Raw genomic sequence first — 18961 nt, 5'->3', positions numbered from 1 at the left:
GGTTATTTCGAAGCTAACGAATTTGTTAGTTCCTCTTTATTAGCGACATCTTCTTTATTTATTTGCATGCGTAGAACTGGCCCTATCGCAAATAAAATAAGTGCCATTGCCATACAAAATACAGTAACTAGTGAGGTCATCTCCTTCAATCCTCCAGCTAGTGAAGTTCCGATTAACATTGCTCCCATAAACAGTGGTAAAATTGTTCCATTTACTCTTCCAATCATATTTTCTGGTACAAGTTGAATCATAAGCGTACCGACAACGATATTAACACAAGCTAAACAAATACCTGTTCCAAACCTCATGAAACTAGTAATCCAAAATGATGTAGATAGCCCTTCTACTAAAAATGACATTGCTAATATGCTCATACCGAATACAAACATCTTTTTCGGGTTCACTTTTGAAGCGAAAACTGCAGCAACAATACCACCGATTAACATACCGATTCCATCAGCTGCGGCTAAATATTGAACTGCTTCCTTTTCCATTCCAAGGCGCTCTATTACAAGAAATACCTCTAATGGATTCGTTAGTCCAACAGCTAAGCCCATAACGGTGAAAGTGATCGTAATCATACGTAAATTTTTCGTATGAAGAACGTATTTCCAACCTTCTTTTATATCATTTTTTAATGAATCTCTCGCCACTTGCTCTTGTTCCACCCATTTTGGTAAAAACGAAAGAGCGATAGCAGATAACAAAAATAAAATGATTAAGCTATATAGTGACGTAAATAAACCAAGTTGTGTATACACAAGCGATCCTACCACTGGTCCAAAAATCATAAATAATGACTGTAATGTTTGGTTAAATGCAATTGCATTTGCTACCTGTTCTTCTTTTACATAGCGTTTAAATATACGCGAAGATGATGGCTGAGAAAACTGACCTACAATCGCGGAAATGAGTGTTGCAAAAAAAATAGCCTGCCAATAATCCAGCTTTAGCAATAAGACAATTCCTACAATAGACAGTACACTTAATACATCTCCAGCAACCATCGTTCTTTTCGGATTCCAGCGATCAGCTAGCGCACCACCGATAAACGAAAAAATAAAAATAGGTGCATATTCCATAACCGATAACAATGAAACGGAAACTGGATCATTATTCGTTCGTTCCATTATGAAATATAAAAGAGCCATATTTCTGATCCAAATTGCAAATTGTTGTAAAATATCAGATGCCATAACGAGCATAAATGCTCGGTTTTTAAATAAAGCGTTCATTTTCATTCCCCTTTCATAAACCGACCGTTCGGTCTAAATTATTTTGTAAGAAAAGCAACTGACTTATTATTCAGCTGCCATTCCTTTTAACAATACATCTATTGCCTTTTTATAAATACGTTGCAGCTCTTTATAATCTAACTCGTAGTAAAGTACTCCAAGCCCTGATAATAATCCATTCACAATATACATAAGGTCGCGCGTATTATCTTCACGAAACTCTCCAGACTGTATGCCTGCTTCAATTAGTTTCTCAAACATAACATATGATTCTCTAGTTAAAGCCAATAGTTCATCCAAAATCTCTTTACTTACAACTTGGCTCATAGAGAATTCCTCTATTGCATTTGAAATTGGTTGCTGTATGTCCTCGACATGATATTCCGCGAGACCATATAGTTTTTCAGTATTCGTACTATACAACTTCTCTTTTTCATTCCATTTTTCAAGCCAATCATACGTATGCTGTTTCACTACAAATAAAAATAATTCTTCTTTACTTTTAAAGTGATAATAAATGCTTCCTTTACTTCGCTCTGTAATTTCACAAATCTCTTCCATAGATGTAGCTGCATAACCCTTCTGTGAAAACAGACTTTCTGCTTTATATGCAATTTCTTTCTTTATCTCTTCTGCGCTTCTTCTCATATTCACACCTCTTTAAACCGACCGTTCAGTCTAATGATAACAAATAAAAAACCTCTATCGCAAGAGGCTATACTCCTTATTTAAGAAAACGTACTTTCAAACCACATTCGAATCATATGTATTATTCCAAATTTAAATCCTAATTTAGTAAGAAATACGGTCCTCTTTTCATTTCCCCTAGCATGTTAAAAATATTTAATCAAACGTTTGTTTAACTGTTTTTATGCATATGTAAGCCAACTAATCAAACGTTTGTTTAAAAAGAAATACGCCCCTTATAGGGCGTATTCTCATCAGTCACCGCCTCCACCGCCGCAACTACCTCCACTATCTCCACCAAAAGAACCTCCGCAATCATGTGAACCTCCATCGTGTGAGCTATCATTATCCGATCCAGCAAAGAAAAATAATGGTGATGAGCTGTTGGATGAATTATGAATGTTATTTTGTTTCGTAAGATTTACCTTCTTTTTGTTTGATCGAACTGCTGTTACGATCGTTCCAACTACAACAAATAATAGTATGACAATAATAAATTCCATATAAAAGCCTCCCTTAATCTTCGAATAATTGAATGGTTCTCTCTAAATTTTCAAGTGAAATGAAGCGCGATTCACGAAGGATCTCTTTTCCATTATAAAATAATAAAACTGTTGGTCCTGTAAATACTGCATATCGCCCCGCGATCTCTTGCATGTCTTGTAGTAATATTTCTACTTTCTCTACGTAATCATAATTCTCTAATACGCAATTTACTTTTCTTAACATAACATCACAAACACCACAATTTTCCGTTTTAATAAACAGCAGTACTAATTGTTGTCCTTCAATATATGTCGCTAATTCTTCTATCGTTTCAAATGTATTCATCTTATCCCTCTTAGCGTAATTTACGAAATACTTTACCCTGATACATACGAAAAGCTGAACTATCTTTAATCTTTCTCTTTTCCATTACCTGTTGAAAACGCAGCGTTTTTGCTGTTAACTCTTCTTGTAATTCTTTTTTCTCTACTTCATCATAACAGCACGCAATTAAGTCTTCTATTTTTAATATATCTTTTTGTAGTTCCATTTCTGGTGGAATCATACCCGCATTTTTTAAGATTTTATAACTCATTCTAAGTTCTGGAGGTACCATTGAAAGGTCTTCTAATTGTAGTGGTTTTCCTTTTCCCGGAATATGATCAAGGTCTCCATTCCGTATTGCTTGTCGAATTTTTTCTTCAGCAATGTTCAAAAAGACATCCACACCATTCGCTCCTTTACATATTTTTACTATTATTTTACATGATATTTTCTCATCTTGCTACGCTATTACAAATTGACTTTATACAATTTTTTCTCAAATTTAATTACAAGGAGCCTTTTCCTCCCTAATCAATATTTTATTTTCATGTGTAGTCTGTATTAGAGCCATTTCATATTGAGAAAATCTTTGCGAATTAAATAAAGCGTTTACACCAAATCTTACATTTGCTACGATTTAATCACCCCCAGCTCCCTTGTATAGACTTCGTGATGTCTGATCATTTTTATCCCGCTTTAATGGGCAGTAAGACCCCCACCTCAAAATTTAGCGAAAGCAAAGAAGTTAGGTGGGGAATCAACTGCCCATAAAAGTCCGATTGGTTCAACTAATAATCAGTGGTGGATGAGGCCCACCCACTGATTAAAGTTTCACTTTATCTAGACGTTTCATACGTCTAGATTCACTTTGGTTTATTGGCGCATGCCTTTAAATATATCTTTTATTTTTGAAAGGAGAAATGACTATGAGCTCAAAAAAATTCACACTGCTATTACTATCCCTACTACTCTTTTTACCTCTTTTTCTCACAAACTTTATTACTCCAAATGTTGCATTAGCAGATTCACCAAAGCAAGGTCAAAAAATTGTTGGGTATTTTCCTTCATGGGGCATTTACGGACGTAATTATCAAGTTGCAGACATTGATGCATCAAAGCTAACTCATTTAAACTATGCTTTCGCTGATATTTGCTGGAATGGAAAACATGGAAACCCTTCTACTCACCCCGATAATCCAAATAAACAAACGTGGAACTGTAAAGAGTCTGGTGTACCACTGCAAAATAAAGAGGTTCCTAATGGCACTCTCGTACTCGGTGAACCGTGGGCTGATGTCACAAAATCTTATCCAGGATCAGGTACAACTTGGGAAGATTGTGATAAATACGCCCGTTGTGGAAATTTCGGAGAACTGAAACGATTAAAAGCTAAGTATCCTCACTTAAAAACAATTATTTCCGTTGGTGGCTGGACTTGGTCTAACCGTTTTTCTGATATGGCCGCTGATGAAAAAACAAGAAAAATATTCGCTGAATCTACAGTAGCTTTTCTTCGCGAATATGGATTTGACGGCGTTGATTTAGACTGGGAATACCCGGGTGTTGAAACGATTCCTGGTGGTAGTTATCGTCCTGAAGATAAACAAAACTTCACCCTACTCCTTCAAGATGTTCGAAATGCATTAACGAAAGCTACTGCAGAAGATGGGAAACAATATTTACTAACAATCGCGTCAGGTGCAAGCCAACGTTATGCGGATCATACAGAGCTAAAGAAAATCTCTCAAATACTGGATTGGATTAATATTATGACATATGATTTCCACGGTGGCTGGGAAGCTACTTCTAACCATAATGCAGCACTATACAAAGATCCAAATGACCCAGCAGCGGATACGAAATTTTACGTAGATGGTGCGATAGACATTTATACAAATGAAGGGGTTCCAGCGGATAAACTCGTATTAGGTGTACCTTTTTACGGACGTGGATGGAAAAGTTGCGGAAAAGAAAATAATGGGCAATACCAACCTTGTAAACCAGGTAGTGACGGAAAGCTCGCTTCTAAAGGTACTTGGGATGATTATTCTACCGGTGACACAGGTGTGTACGATTATGGTGATTTAGCAGCTAATTATGTTAATAAAAATGGTTTTGTTCGCCACTGGAACGATGTAGCGAAAGTACCTTATTTATATAATGCGACTACAGGCACGTTTATTAGCTATGATGACAACGAATCTATGAAATATAAAACAGACTATATAAAGACAAAGGGTTTAAGTGGCGCAATGTTTTGGGAACTAAGCGGGGATTGCCGTACAAGTCCAAAATATAGTTGTAGTGGGCCAAAATTACTTGATACGTTAGTAAAAGAGTTACTTGGTGGACCTATTACTCAAAAAGATACTGAACCACCAACAAACGTAAAAAATACTGCTGTTACAAATAAAAATTCAAACTCAGTTCAATTAAACTGGATTGCATCTACTGATAACGTAGGAGTTACTGAATATGAAATTACTGCCGGAGAAGAGAAATGGAGTACAACAACAAATAGTATTACAATTAAAAACTTAAAACCTAATACAGAATACACCTTTTCAGTATTAGCAAAGGATGCTGCTGGGAATAAATCACAGCCTACTTCCATTCTTGTAAAAACAGAAGATACTAACACAACACCTCCTGGTGGAAATAGCAATGCTACCTTTTCAGTCACTTCAAACTGGGGAAGTGGTTACAACTTCTCGATTGTAATTAAAAATAGCGGAACGACCCCTATTAAAAACTGGAAATTAGAATTTGATTATAACGGCAATTTAACACAAGTTTGGGATTCTAAAATTAGTAGTAAAATAAATAATCATTACGTAATTACGAATGCAGGATGGAATGGTGAAATTCCTCCTGGCGGATCGATTACAATCGGAGGGGCAGGAACAGGCAATCCTGCCGAACTTTTAAATGCATCTATTAGCGAAAACTAAACGTAACCTCCATTAATTATTTCACTAAAGTTTGAATTTAGGTTTGAGTGCTCTATCCTAAATTCAAACTTTTAATTTTATGAAAAATCACAAATCGATATTATAATAACCTATTATAATTATATTTAATTTCTAATATGAAGTTCATGTGAAGTTCATCTGAATTTTACATGAATTCCCTTTAATTTCTATTGTCTTCCTATACTAATCACATTATCCTTTACATATAGGAATTATTTTTATTCCATTTCAAACTATCTATATATATAAAGAAAGATAGTCGCCTGTTAGGGAAAGGCATCTAAATATAAACATAACATAAGAAAAAGCACGCTTATAAGCGCACCATAAGAGTGCTTCTTCATACAATTCTCATGTAAGAGTTCTCGAAAATCATGTTAATCACAAAGAAAAGGCATTAGCTTATACAAGCTAATGCCTTTTCTTTATTCATATCGTTCAGCATCCCACTCTTCTATATTCCATACTTTTGTTATCCATGCTTCATAGAAAGAAGGCTCGTGTGAGACAAGTAAAACTGTTCCTTTATATTGTTGTAACGCTTCCTGCAAAGACTTCTTTGTTTCTATATCCAAATGATTAGTCGGCTCATCTAAAATTAAAACATTGCTTTTCGTTACGATAAGTTCACATAAACGTACTTTCGTTTGTTCCCCGCCGCTTAATAAACGAATAGGTTTTAATACATGTTCTTCTTTCAATCCACACTTTGCTAATGCTTGGCGTACTTCTTTCTTTGTCATATCTGGTCGTTCTGCCCAAACTTTTTCTAATGGTGTTGTTTCTGAAGCAAACTCTTCCTGTGCAAAATAAGCAGGATTTACTCGTTCTCCAACAGAAATTGAACCGCTTAGCGGCTTTATTTGACCTAATAACGTTTTTAACATTGTCGTTTTTCCAATTCCATTATGACCCACAATCGCTATCTTTTCTCCTTTTTTTACTTGTAAATTCAATTCTGGAAATAACGGAGAACTATATCCTATCCTTAATTTTTCAGCCTGTAATATGCGACTAACTGGCTCCTCATAAATATTGAAATCAAAACGGGATCGAGGTACATGATTAACCTTTTCAATCCTTTGCATTTTCTCCAATACTTTCTCTCGACTTTTGGCCTGTTTCGCTTTTCTAATTTTATTTTTTTGAATAAATGTTTCTAACTGAGCAATTTCTTTTTGTTGTTTCGCATGCGCCGATTGTAATTGTTTCCTTTGCAATTGATAACTTTGCACAAATTTTTCATAACTTCCTACGTACCGCTTCACTTTCCGTTCTTCTAGATGATAAATAACATTCGTAATACTGTTCAAAAATACTTCGTCATGTGAAATGATTACATAAGCTTTTTCATACAGTCTCAAGTACGATTGCAACCATTCTATATGAGCTGTATCTAAATAGTTTGTTGGCTCATCTAGCAATAAAACATCAGCTTTTTCTAAAAGGAGCTTCCCAAGTAATAACTTTGTTCTCTGTCCTCCACTTAACTTTGAAACATCCTTTTTCAACCCTATTTCAAATAAACCTAAACCGATTGCTACTTCTTCAATTTCTGTATGAATTTGATAGAAATTAGAGCTTTCCAATATAGTTTGTAATTCTCCATACTTTACTAACAGTTTTTCTACTTCTCCTGCTCCATTCATTTCTTCAGCAATTTTTAACATTTCGCATTCAATCCCATACAAATTAGAAAATGCACTTTGTAAGTATCCTTCAATTGTTATCCCCTCTTGTAAATCCATATGCTGCTGTAAAAAACCTACCTTCACATGTGGAAACCATTCAATGTTTCCGTCATCATGTATAAGTTCTCCTGTTAAAATCCTTAACAATGTTGACTTTCCAATTCCATTTTTCCCAACTAACCCAACATGCTCGCCCTTTAATAGTCGAAAACACGCATTATATAAAATGGTTTTCTCACCATACGAATGACTTAAATTTTCTACTGTTAATATACTCATTTTTTTCTCTCCTCTACTTATGGTTCATAAGCTAAATAGAGAGCTACAGTAAAAAGCCTTATTTAATTGTGCATATAAAAAATGGGTAAGGTGAATACACCTTACCCATTACATATTATCGTAAAAAAGGATTAAGGTTCTTTACCTGCTGTCTTCAATTTAGCTTAATCGTTAAAAATGGGCAGACTTCTCCCGTATCAAGCTAAAACCATTTGAAGAACAGTTGATAAAGTCATTTTATCCTTTCACTCCTTTAATATTTGTTATATTAAGAGTATAAACTACTCTGTTATATTCTATTCTCTATTTTTTCTTTTGTTCCTTCTCATTCTTTTCATGTTCTATAAAAAAGCTCTTACCAGCAATTATATTTAAATCTGGTAAGAGCTTTTTCTATTTTTTCATATAAGGAGCTAATACTCTCAAAATTTCTTCCTTATCCTTCTTTAACTCAAGTGATGTTAACATATCCATCGTTCGTGGTCTAGGTAATTTCACTTGTACCTCACCAACTATTGATGCTGGTCTTTGGGATAAAATAAAGACGCGATCCGAAAGCAAAATTGCCTCATCTAAGTCGTGTGTAACCATAACGATTGTTTGCTTCTCTTGGTGCCAAGAGTTTAAAAGCCAGCTATGTACTTCCATTTTTGTAAAGGCATCTAATTTTCCAAAAGGCTCATCAAGTAGCATAATTGGCTTTTCACATAAATATGTGCGCAAAAAACTAATTCTTTGACGCATACCACCAGACAATTCATCTGGATAATGGTCTGCATATTCATCTAATTCAAATTGCTTTAATGCTTCCATTCCCTCTGTCAGCCTTTGTTTTTTCGGTTTCCCTTCGATTTCCAATGGAAGAACTATATTTTGCAAAGCTGATCGCCAAGGTAGTAATAAATCCTGCTGTGGCATATAACTTACAACATCTTGCTCTTGTACGTGCCTATCCTTATACGTTACATTCCCACTTGTTGGGTTTTCAACATTTGCAATCATATTTAATAATGTGCTTTTCCCGCAACCACTCGGTCCTACAAAGGAAACGAACTCTCCCTCTCGTATAGAAGCACTAATATTCGCTAATACATTCTTTCCATCAAAAGCTTTTACAATCTCTTTTATTTGTAATCCACTCATTTTTCACTTGGAAGGAACTCATTTGTAAAGGCATCTTTCACATCAATTTTCTTCTTAATAACTTTGTTATCATATAAGAAATTCATGTAATTCGTCCAAACTTCTTCCTTCTGTACTCCCCACGCTTTTGCATCATCTTGATACTTCGTACTTAACCATTTTTGACTTTCTTGTACCAATTCTTTATTCACATCTGGAACTGCTTTAATTAAAATATCAGCAGCTTCTTTCGGTTCTTTAATTGCAAAATTATAACCTTCTGTCGTTGCACTCATAAACTTTTTCACAAAATCTTTATCTTGCTTCGTATGTTTTTCACTCGTAATAATAACAGGACTATAGAAATCAAGCGCTGGGTCTAAGTCTTTCACCATAATCGTATTTAACTCTTTTCCTTGGCGCTTCGCTTCAATTCCATCCCATCCGTAATATATCCATTCAAAGTCTGCATCACGACCGATTGATTTAAAGAAATCTGTTTGTCCTAAGATGATTTTTTCAACTTTATTAAAATCAGCTTGATGCTTCTCCATGATTGTCTTCAACGTTGCTTCTTCTGCTGGTCCTCCCCAGCCGCCGTAACGTTTACCTTCAAAATCTTTTGGTGACATCATATTATCTTTTTTAAGTGATGCAAAAGCTGAAGTGTTATGTTGGATGATTGCTCCTACAGATACAACAGGAATACCTTCCACACGAGCCAACGTTACATTTTCTTGTGCGCTTATTGCGAAGTCAGCTTTTCCGGAAGCTATCATTTGCTCCGCTGTCACATTATCACCTGGCTGAATAATTTCTACATCTAATCCTTGCTTTTTATAATAATCTTTCGCTTGCGCTACATATAGGCCAGTATGATTCGTATTCGGAAACCAATCTAATACTACTTTTACTTTTTGATCTTTACTTGCACTTTCTTCTTTCTTCGCCGGATTACATCCAGCCACACCTACTGCTAATAAGGCAGCCAATATAACTTTTAAACCTTTTTTCATTTTCTGCCGTCCTTTCTATATATCCATGGTGCTGTTATTCTTGCCATAAACTCCACGATAAAATACAGACATAATGTCACCATAACAATAATTGCTGCCACACCAAATACTCGGGCTGTTAAAAAGGATTTTGTAGCTCTCGTAAGCATAACTCCTAATCCTTCACTGGCACCGAGCCATTCCCCAATAATTGCTCCCATTACGCTATATGTAACTGCAATTTTTAAACCAGAGAAAAAGTATGGAAGCACTGCTGGAAACTTTACTTTCTGGTAAACTTGCCATTTCGTTGCCTTCATCGTTTGCAACAACTTCAGCATATTTTTATCTACCGTTTGAAAACCTTCTAAAATACTAAGCGCAATCGGGAAGAAACAAACGAGTATTACTACCATTACTTTCGGTAACATTCCATATCCAAACCAAATAATAAATAACGGTGCAAGTACAACGATTGGAATCGTTTGCGAAATAACAAGCAACGGATTTATTAAAATACGAAATAAAGGGATAACATCCATAATAATTGCAATACTTGTCCCAATTAAAATCGCAAAAAACAGTCCGATTAGAACCTCTTGTAACGTTTGCATCGTATTCGGTAATAGTAAATCTTTCATTCCAATTAATTCTTGAACAATGGCAGAAGGCTTCGGTAAAATCCACGGTTCAATTTTAAATAATGAAACAGATCCTTCCCATATCGCTATGAGAAGGATAAGCCAAATTGTTGTAATTATTTTAGATTGCTTCTGGTTTTGCATATTCATCACGGTACTTCCAAACCTTTTCATCTATCGTTACACCAGTGCTTGGACGATAATGGATTTTAATAGAAGTAATCACTTCTTCTGCTCCAGCATCCACACAAGCTTGTTGCGCACGTTTAATGACATCAAGAAGTACATCTAATTCTCCTTCCAGCGTTGTTTCCATTGCCCCTACTTCATAACGAACTCCTGATTGTTGTACAACTTCAATTGCTTTATCGACAACAGAATACACATCTTTGTTCTTCGCTTGCGGTACTACTGAAAATGAAATCGTAACTTGTTGTGACATAGTAAAATCCCCCTTATAAAATGAAATGTTAAAACAAGAAAAGGCTTTCCTACTGCGTAGGAAAGCCTTGTATGCAAGTTATTATAGAATAACATATGCTACATCACTTTAAGTAACTCCCTACGCTGGCATTATCCAGATCAGGTTGAGGGTCGATGTTTGTTTACATCCTCTCAGCCAATTGGCTCCCCGGTCCTTAATTCGTCTTCATTGTAGCATGATTTATTTTATTGAACAAACAAAAGCACGTATAATTATTTCATTTAACTTTTGAATTCCCCAATTAACTCTTGTAACTCCTGTGAAAGCCAGCTTAAAGAACTAGCTAATTCAGCAATATCTTGTACAGACATTTCCTGTTCTTTCATACTTTCTTCAATATTACTACTACTATTCGCATACGTATTTGCGATAAGTGATAGCTCATTTACAACACGAACAATATTTTGGCTATTTTGCAATATATCACTTGAATTGCTAGAAACAACTTTAACTTGATTTGTAACAGATTGTGCTGATTTTGAAATTTTTTCAAAGAAAGTGCCACTACTTTCAACAAGTTTCATTCCAGATTCTACTTCTTTTGAAGCTTTTTGCATTGAAACAACAGCTTCTTCCGTTTCAGCTTGTGTTTCCCCTATTAATTTCGCTATATCTTTTGCTGATGCTTCCGTCTGCTCTGCTAATTTACGCACTTCATCAGCAACGGCAAATCTCTTTCCGCTTGCATCAGCACGTGAAGCTTCAATAGCAGCATTTAAAGCTAGCGAATTAGTTTGATTTGAAATACCTGTAATTACATTTACAATATCTCTAATTTCTTTTGATCTTGTTTCCAAAGAATGAATGATAGAAGATAAATCTTGTACTGCATTTTGTATTATATTCATTTGATTAATCGCCTGTTTAATAACACCATTTCCTTTTACTGAATGATGCTCCGTACCTTCAGACTCTTTCGCCATTTGTTCTGCAGCATTCTTTATCTCTTCCATCTTATCTTCCATTTCATATACAATACCTAAATACTGTGGTACTGACGTTTCTTGTGATTGAGCGCCAGCTCTTAACTCAACCATAGAACTTACGATTTCTTGAACTGCCATACTATTCTCTTTCGTACTCACTGACAATTCTTGTGAAGATGAGGAAGCCTGTTCTGCTGTCTGCTTCACTTTATCTATAATTCCTTTAAACTTCTCGATGGTATTATTAAAATACGCATTAATAATACCAATATCATCTGGTCTTTCCTCTAACTTAATACTTAAATCACCTTCCCCGACTTTGCGTAATCCTTCACGTAAATCTCGCAATGGAGCAAGTGCGTTACGCACAATTAAGAATTGAATAACAGTTGCAATTAAAACAGAAATACAAATAAACAGTAAACCTTGTATAATGAACTTTTCCTTTGTACTAGGAACAATCGAGGCATCTACATCAGCTGCAACAAGTGCCACAATATTATCTTCCCTATCTTTAATCGGCTCTAATATCGTTACCCATGTTCCTAATGCGTCTTCATATACTTCTGTCATGTTTGCTTTTTTCGTGCTCATTACTTTATCATATGCTTTCATCCAAAGATCTGGTTGTTTATAATATTCCCCCGGCCTTACTTCAACAACATTTGCTAAACCTGTAGACAAATCAATGATTTGTAGCTCACCTTTTTCATTTTTTTTAGCTCCAACAATATACGTTTGTCCAACACTGTTCAATTCTTCCGTTGATTCATCTAATTTCTCTGTTAACTTCTCTCTCTTTTCTCTTTCTGCCGTTGGGTCTTTTGCAACATCTCTCAATATTTCCGAGTCTAATTTATGTAATACCGTATCTCCGGTTTCAAAAGAATGCCTTTCAAACATAGACATCATACTATTTTGAAACATGTTAAAACTTAACGCTCCCATAGTACCGACAAGCGTCAAAATAACTAATACAGTTAACAATACATTTTTTTGAAGAAATGATAACTTATGCCAACATTTTCTCATTAACATCACCTTTCTTAATTAACTTACTATAAAGTAACGCTATTAAAATATACACCTTATCAATAAACGATAACGGTTCTCATTTGTTTATAAACAAAAAAAAGACCAATGAAAAGAGCATTGGTCAAGACCAACCCTATCCGTCCGGTAACTGGCTAGCATAGCCTTTGGGCCTTAGCTCCTGTAGTTTTGCGTCCTAATGTTTCCATCAGTTTGCCTTTCTCGCTGAACGAGTTGAACGATATGGGAGTTCTATGAGAATTAAATTATTCTCTATCAAAGATTACAACATAAAAATTAAAATGTCTACCTATTTAGAGATGCAAATGTAAAGTTTCAACGTATTATTTTTTCGAAATAATTTAACAAAGTTCGTGAATGTTACATTTCTTGTGTTATATAATAAAAAATGTATATAACACAAGGATTATTTTGAGTATTTATTTTAATTTTCATTCAAATTTAATTATTCGAATATATCTTAACTAATGAATTCCGGAGGTAGTTTATCATGTTTTGGCTACAATTTCTTACGTTACTACTCTGCATTTTTATTGGCGCACGCCTAGGCGGAGTCGGTCTAGGAGTAATGGGTGGCGTTGGTATGGCAATACTTGTTTTCATCTTCCACTTACAACCTACAGCTCCTCCTATTGATGTAATGCTTATGATTTTAGCAGTAATTACAGCTGCCGGTGCACTGCAAGCCGCTGGAGGAATGGACTACCTTGTTCATCTGGCTGAGAAAGCATTGCGAAAAAATCCAAAGCGCATTACATTCTTTGCTCCAATTGTTACTTATTTATTTACACTGTGCGCAGGAACTGGTCACGTTGCTTATTCTGTACTTCCTGTTATCGCAGAAGTCTCTCGCGAATCTGGGATTAGACCGGAACGACCAATGTCAATTGCCGTAATCGCTTCCCAACAAGCAATTACAGCTAGTCCTATATCAGCTGCAACAGTTGCACTTTTAGCAATGCTAGCTGACTATAAAATCACTTTATTAGATATTTTAAAAGTAAGTATCCCTTCTACCTTCATCGCTTGTATGGTAGCTGCATTTGTTGCTAGCAAAATGGGGAAAGAATTAAATGAAGACCCTGAATACTTGAAACGTTTAAAAGAAGGAATGATTCCTAAAATTGAAGAGAAGAAAGAATTTGTTGGTTTAAAAGGCGCTAAACTATCCGTTATCCTTTTCTTAGTAGGAACTTTCCTTGTCGTACTTCTCGGTTCATTTGAAGCACTTCGTCCAGGATGGATGGTTGACGGGAAGTTAGTTCGTCTTTCCATGCCAAACACAATTGAAATGGTTATGTTAACTATCGCAGCTCTTATTATTATTTTCTGCAAACCAAATGTAGAAAGCATCGTGTCTGGTAACGTCTTTAAAGCGGGGGCAACAGCAGTTGTTGCTATTTTCGGTATCGCTTGGATGGGAGATACTTTCTTTAACGGAAACTTAAACATGATTCAAGGATCAATTCAGCACCTAGTAACAAGTGCACCATGGCTATTTGCCATCGCATTATTCATTCTATCTATTTTACTATATAGTCAAGCAGCAACAGTACGTGCTTTAATGCCTCTTGGATTATCACTCGGTATTCCACCAGCACTACTAATCGCAATGTTCCCTGCAGTAAATGGATATTTCTTCATTCCAAACTATGGAACAATCGTTGCTGCCATTAACTTTGATCGCACTGGTACAACAGGCATTGGTAAATATGTTTTAAATCATAGCTTTATGATTCCAGGCCTAATCGCAACATTCACTTCTATCGGAATTGGAATGCTTTTAATATCAATTATGTTTTAAAGAAAAAGCACAAACCTACAATTTTAAAGGGTTTGTGCTTTTTTAATCAAACGTTTGTTTAAATATTTTTAACTGTCCATTATGTTCTTTACTATTTTTGTGAAGTTCTCTTTTCCTACAAACTCCTATTTACTTCCTCTACTAGCTTCTTCGTACTTTCATACGGAGATTCAGCTAAACTAATCGCGGAAATAACAGAAACGCCGTCCGCACCGGCTTCTATAACCCCAGCGGTATTTTCAATTGTAATGCCACCAATCCCAACGATTGGTATTGTAATTCCTTGTTCTCTAAAATGAGCTAAACCTTTCGTTCCTTGAACTGCTTTCGTATCTTTTTTCGTACTCGTTGGAAAAACAGGGCCAACACCTAAATAATCAGCTCCGTTTTCAATTGCCCAGCGTGCTTCTTCAATTGTATGTGTAGATACACCTACAATTTTATCCCCCATTTTTTCACGAACAGAAGTAATTCCTTCATCATCTTGTCCAACATGTACGCCATCTGCATCTAACTCGATAGCTAGTTCCACATCATCATTTACAATGAATGGGACACCGTACTCCTTACAAATTGCTTGTAATTCTTTTGCGAAACAAATACGTTTCTCTCCCGTTAAAGCCCCTTCCCCCTTTTCACGGAATTGAAAAATTGTTATACCGCCTTCAAGTGCATCTCTCAACACTTGTAGTGGCTCCTTCGTACAATTGTTACTTCCCATAATAAAGTATACTGATAATAATCTAGACATTTCAGCCTCTGTAATACGCGACATCTAATTCCCCTCCTTACTATATAAGCTCAATCTTCCCATACTTCTCAATATCATCTGAAGTTGTATTCGCTAACCGATTTAAAAATTCAATTTGGAAACTACCAGGTCCCTTTTCCACTGTCTTAGCAGCCGCCAGTTCCGCAGCTACACCATAAAACGTTAATGCAGCTACTGCTGCCTTTACATAATCCTTTTCTACTGCTACAAATGCTCCTATTACAGAAGTTAGTAAACAACCAGTTCCCGTAACTTTCGTTAAAATAGGGTGACCATTTCGAATAAGGATCGTTCGTTCTCCATCTGTAACAACATCTTCTTTTCCAGTAATCACCGCTACTGTATTTAATTCATCCGCTGCCTGCCTTGCAATACTTACGACATTGCCATTTCCAGCACCGGCGTCTACCCCTTTAATTTCCCATCTCTCATTAATAACGTTCGCTATTTCAGCTGCATTTCCCCGGATAATCGCTAAATCAATTTCGGCCGGAATATGTCTCGAAACTTCTGTTCGATACGATGTTGCTCCTGCACCAACTGGATCAAATAGTACTGGTACATTATTCACATTTGCTGATTTACCCGCAAGTAACATCGCTTCTACTTCCTCAGGACGAAGTGTCCCCATATTTAATACTAACGCTCCAGCAATGCTAGCCATTTCTGCCACTTCTTCTTTTGCATACGCCATTACAGGCGATGCTCCTAACGCTAACAAACCATTAGCTGTAAAGTTTGTTACAACGACATTGGTAATATTATGAACGAGCGGATTAAATTCTCTCACCAAATCCACTACTTTACTAATTTCTTTCATATTCATCCTTCTCATCCCCTAACTATTGTGATGGGAGATACACAAAAAGGCACTTTGCGCGTACGCAAAGTGCCTGAACATGTGCTTTTACACTCTCCCTACGCTGGCATTATCCAACAGGTTCAAATGGTCAATGACGGATTAGTCATACTCTCAGTTTGCATCCACAAACTCCCATGTGTTTAGTATTCATCTACTTCAAAGTCTACTCTTATTCTAGTAAAATAACAAGTTCTTTACTTTTCTATTTCATATAGAAGAAACTGATAAAACAATACGTATAATAAATAAGTATCTTTTTTCATAGTCTCATCATTGTTCAGATTATGTTCTATCGCCATCATTTGATTTCAAACAAGTTTTGTTCATTCCACTAAAAATCGATCAAACATGGAGCGAAACTGAATCTCAAGAAAATGTATGCTATAGTTAACGTATGGAAATTTGAAAGGATGTTTTTAATATGTCAAAAAGCGTTGTAATCGCTGAAAAGCCTTCTGTTGCACGTGATATTGCGCGTGTACTTAAGTGCGAAAAAAAAGGAAACGGCTACCTTGAAGGTAGTAAATATATTGTAACTTGGGCTTTAGGTCATCTCGTTACACTAGCTGATCCAGAAAGCTATGATGTGAAATATAAACAGTGGAATTTAGAAGATTTACCGATGCTACCGGAGCGTTTAAAACTAACCGTTATTAAACAAACAGGGAAACAGTTTAACGCTGTAAAAAGTCAGCTTCTTAGAAAAGATGTAAATGAAATCATTATAGCTACTGACGCCGGTCGTGAGGGAGAGTTGGTCGCACGCTGGATTATCGATAAAGTTAAAATACAGAAACCAATTAAACGTCTATGGATTTCATCTGTTACTGATAAAGCAATTAAAGATGGCTTCGCAAATTTAAAACCAGGAAAAGCATATGACAATCTATACGCTTCTGCTGTCGCACGTTCAGAGGCTGACTGGTATATCGGCCTTAATGCGACTCGAGCATTAACTACTCGCTTTAATGCTCAACTAAATTGTGGTCGTGTCCAAACACCTACTGTAGCCATGATTGCAAGCCGAGAAGATGAAATTAAACATTTCAAAGCTCAAACTTACTATGGTATCGAAGCTCAAACAGCTGAGAGATTAAAACTAACTTGGCAAGACACAAAAGGAAATAGTCGCAGCTTCAATAAAGAAAAAATCGATACACTTGTGAACAAAATCAGTAAGCAAAATGCTACTGTTGTAGACATCGATAAAAAACAAAAGAAATCGTTCGCTCCTGGTCTTTACGATTTAACTGAGCTACAACGTGATGCGAATAAAATATTTGGTTATTCTGCGAAAGAAACATTAAACATTATGCAAAAGTTATATGAACAGCATAAAGTTTTAACGTATCCTCGTACAGATTCACGCTATATTTCATCTGATATTGTCGGCACACTTCCAGAGCGTCTGAAGGCGTGCGGAGTTGGAGAATACCGTCCTTTAGCACATAAAGTATTGCAGAAACCTGTAAAATCTAATAAATCATTTGTTGATGATAGTAAGGTAAGCGATCATCACGCGATTATTCCAACAGAGAGCTATGTAAACTTCTCAGCTTTCACAGATAAAGAACGTAAAATTTATGACTTAGTTGTAAAACGTTTCTTAGCTGTTTTATTCCCGGCCTTTGAATATGAACAACTAACATTGCGCACGAAAATTGGTGATGAAACGTTCATCGCACAAGGAAAAACGATTTTACATGCTGGTTGGAAAGAGGTTTATGAAAATCGATTTGAAGATGATGATACAATCGATGATGTAAAAGAACAAATCTTACCTCGCATCGAAAAAGGCGATACATTAAACGTAAAACTAATTGTCCAAACATCAGGTCAAACAAAAGCACCTGCACGCTTTAATGAAGCAACTTTACTTTCAGCGATGGAAAACCCAACAAAATACATGGATACGCAAAATAAACAACTTGCTGACACGTTAAAGTCAACTGGTGGATTAGGTACTGTAGCTACACGAGCTGATATTATCGACAAGTTATTCAATTCGTTCTTACTTGAAAAACGTGGTAAAGATATTCATATTACTTCAAAAGGCCGTCAGTTACTTGATTTAGTACCAGAAGAACTGAAATCTCCTACACTAACTGGTGAATGGGAGCAAAAGTTAGAAGCTATCGCTAAAGGAAAATTAAAGAAAGAAGTATTCATTTCAGAAATGAAGAACTATACGAAAGAAATTGTTTCTGAAATTAAATCGAGTGATAAAAAATATAAACATGACAACATTTCAACAAAGTCTTGTCCAGACTGCGGTAAACCAATGTTAGAGGTAAACGGCAAAAAAGGAAAAATGCTTGTATGCCAAGACCGTGAATGTGGTCATCGTAAAAATGTATCTCGTACAACAAACGCTCGTTGTCCGCAATGTAAGAAAAAGTTAGAATTACGCGGTGAAGGTGCAGGACAAATCTTCGCATGTAAATGTGGCTATCGCGAGAAATTATCGACATTCCAAGAAAGACGTAAAAAGGAATCTGGAAGCAAAGCTGATAAACGCGATGTTCAAAAATATATGAAACAACAGAACAAAGAAGAAGAGCCATTAAATAATCCGTTCGCAGAAGCTTTAAAGAAATTAAAATTCGATTAAATAAAAAGGTTCCTACC

16 protein-coding genes, 1 pseudogene and 3 riboswitches are annotated in these 18961 nt (G+C 35.8%); of the genes and pseudogenes, 3 read left to right on the top strand and 14 right to left on the bottom strand.

Annotated features, from left to right (window positions below):
- Nucleotides 1-2 precede the first annotated feature (2 nt).
- From J0835_RS02290 to J0835_RS02265, 6 genes and pseudogenes are all read right to left on the bottom strand, one after another.
- On the bottom strand, nucleotides 3-1235 hold the full coding sequence (locus J0835_RS02290) for an MFS transporter (RefSeq protein ID WP_087979294.1): 1233 nt from the start codon (nucleotides 1233-1235) through the stop codon (nucleotides 3-5).
- A gap of 66 nt (nucleotides 1236-1301) precedes the next feature.
- Nucleotides 1302-1883 (bottom strand): TetR/AcrR family transcriptional regulator, encoded by a 582-nt coding sequence (locus J0835_RS02285; protein WP_001254436.1) that lies wholly within the window; start codon nucleotides 1881-1883, stop codon nucleotides 1302-1304.
- Between the two features lie 80 nt (nucleotides 1884-1963).
- Nucleotides 1964-2041: pseudogene (locus J0835_RS02280) on the bottom strand (histidine kinase); the annotation flags it as partial.
- Between the two features lie 135 nt (nucleotides 2042-2176).
- On the bottom strand, nucleotides 2177-2425 hold the full coding sequence (locus J0835_RS02275; protein WP_087979293.1) for a hypothetical protein: 249 nt from the start codon (nucleotides 2423-2425) through the stop codon (nucleotides 2177-2179).
- A gap of 13 nt (nucleotides 2426-2438) precedes the next feature.
- Nucleotides 2439-2753, bottom strand: a complete 315-nt coding sequence (locus J0835_RS02270) for a thioredoxin family protein (protein WP_002063639.1) — start codon at nucleotides 2751-2753, stop codon at nucleotides 2439-2441.
- A 10-nt stretch (nucleotides 2754-2763) separates the two neighbouring features.
- On the bottom strand, nucleotides 2764-3135 hold the full coding sequence (locus J0835_RS02265) for a J-domain-containing protein (protein WP_087979292.1): 372 nt from the start codon (nucleotides 3133-3135) through the stop codon (nucleotides 2764-2766).
- Nucleotides 3136-3658: 523 nt separating this feature from the next.
- Here J0835_RS02265 and J0835_RS02260 point away from each other — a divergent pair.
- Entirely contained in the window at nucleotides 3659-5683 is a 2025-nt protein-coding gene (locus J0835_RS02260; RefSeq protein ID WP_087979291.1) for a glycosyl hydrolase family 18 protein, read from the top strand.
- Nucleotides 5684-6129: 446 nt separating this feature from the next.
- Here the strand turns inward: J0835_RS02260 and J0835_RS02255 are convergent, their stop codons facing one another.
- The 6 genes from J0835_RS02255 to J0835_RS02230 all read right to left on the bottom strand — a co-directional run bounded on the left by J0835_RS02255 (nucleotide 6130) and on the right by J0835_RS02230 (nucleotide 12874).
- Complete coding sequence (locus tag J0835_RS02255) at nucleotides 6130-7674, bottom strand: ABC-F family ATP-binding cassette domain-containing protein (RefSeq protein WP_087979290.1); 1545 nt, start codon at nucleotides 7672-7674, stop codon at nucleotides 6130-6132.
- A gap of 393 nt (nucleotides 7675-8067) precedes the next feature.
- Entirely contained in the window at nucleotides 8068-8817 is a 750-nt protein-coding gene (locus J0835_RS02250; protein ID WP_000016074.1) for an ABC transporter ATP-binding protein, read from the bottom strand.
- The gene (locus J0835_RS02245; protein ID WP_087979289.1) at nucleotides 8814-9812 is read right to left on the bottom strand and encodes an ABC transporter substrate-binding protein; all 999 of its coding nucleotides are present in this window, start codon (nucleotides 9810-9812) and stop codon (nucleotides 8814-8816) included. Before J0835_RS02245 ends, J0835_RS02250 begins: the two co-directional genes overlap by 4 nt.
- Entirely contained in the window at nucleotides 9809-10582 is a 774-nt protein-coding gene (locus J0835_RS02240) for an ABC transporter permease (RefSeq protein WP_001057159.1), read from the bottom strand. The genes J0835_RS02245 and J0835_RS02240 overlap by 4 nt, the downstream gene beginning before the upstream one ends.
- Nucleotides 10554-10874, bottom strand: coding sequence for an MTH1187 family thiamine-binding protein (locus J0835_RS02235; protein WP_000082898.1), 321 nt, complete (start codon nucleotides 10872-10874; stop codon nucleotides 10554-10556). The genes J0835_RS02240 and J0835_RS02235 overlap by 29 nt, the downstream gene beginning before the upstream one ends.
- A 100-nt stretch (nucleotides 10875-10974) precedes the next feature.
- Nucleotides 10975-11076: riboswitch (TPP riboswitch) on the bottom strand.
- Nucleotides 11077-11137: 61 nt separating this feature from the next.
- Entirely contained in the window at nucleotides 11138-12874 is a 1737-nt protein-coding gene (locus J0835_RS02230) for a methyl-accepting chemotaxis protein (RefSeq protein WP_087979288.1), read from the bottom strand.
- A gap of 143 nt (nucleotides 12875-13017) precedes the next feature.
- Nucleotides 13018-13102, bottom strand: a riboswitch (cyclic di-GMP riboswitch).
- 283 nt (nucleotides 13103-13385) lie between these two features.
- Here J0835_RS02230 and J0835_RS02225 point away from each other — a divergent pair.
- Nucleotides 13386-14699: an anaerobic C4-dicarboxylate transporter family protein gene (locus J0835_RS02225; protein WP_087979287.1), complete on the top strand. Its 1314-nt coding sequence runs from the start codon at nucleotides 13386-13388 to the stop codon at nucleotides 14697-14699.
- 115 nt (nucleotides 14700-14814) lie between these two features.
- Here J0835_RS02225 and thiE read toward each other — a convergent pair whose 3' ends face one another.
- Both thiE and thiM read right to left on the bottom strand, forming a co-directional pair.
- Nucleotides 14815-15474: a thiamine phosphate synthase gene (gene thiE / locus J0835_RS02220; protein ID WP_087979286.1), complete on the bottom strand. Its 660-nt coding sequence runs from the start codon at nucleotides 15472-15474 to the stop codon at nucleotides 14815-14817.
- Between the two features lie 16 nt (nucleotides 15475-15490).
- A complete protein-coding gene (gene thiM / locus J0835_RS02215; RefSeq protein ID WP_087979285.1) occupies nucleotides 15491-16297 on the bottom strand; it encodes a hydroxyethylthiazole kinase in 807 nt (268 codons plus the stop codon).
- Between the two features lie 72 nt (nucleotides 16298-16369).
- Nucleotides 16370-16479, bottom strand: a riboswitch (TPP riboswitch).
- A gap of 275 nt (nucleotides 16480-16754) precedes the next feature.
- Between thiM and topB the strand changes: the two genes are divergently transcribed.
- Nucleotides 16755-18944 (top strand): DNA topoisomerase III, encoded by a 2190-nt coding sequence (gene topB / locus J0835_RS02210; RefSeq protein ID WP_087979284.1) that lies wholly within the window; start codon nucleotides 16755-16757, stop codon nucleotides 18942-18944.
- Nucleotides 18945-18961: the final 17 nt, after the last annotated feature.

This window comes from Bacillus cereus group sp. Sample62 (genome assembly GCF_036851315.1).
Classification (GTDB): domain Bacteria; phylum Bacillota; class Bacilli; order Bacillales; family Bacillaceae_G; genus Bacillus_A; species Bacillus_A wiedmannii.
Note: the sequence above shows the minus strand (reverse complement) of the source record. Positions and strands in the feature narration are given on the sequence as shown.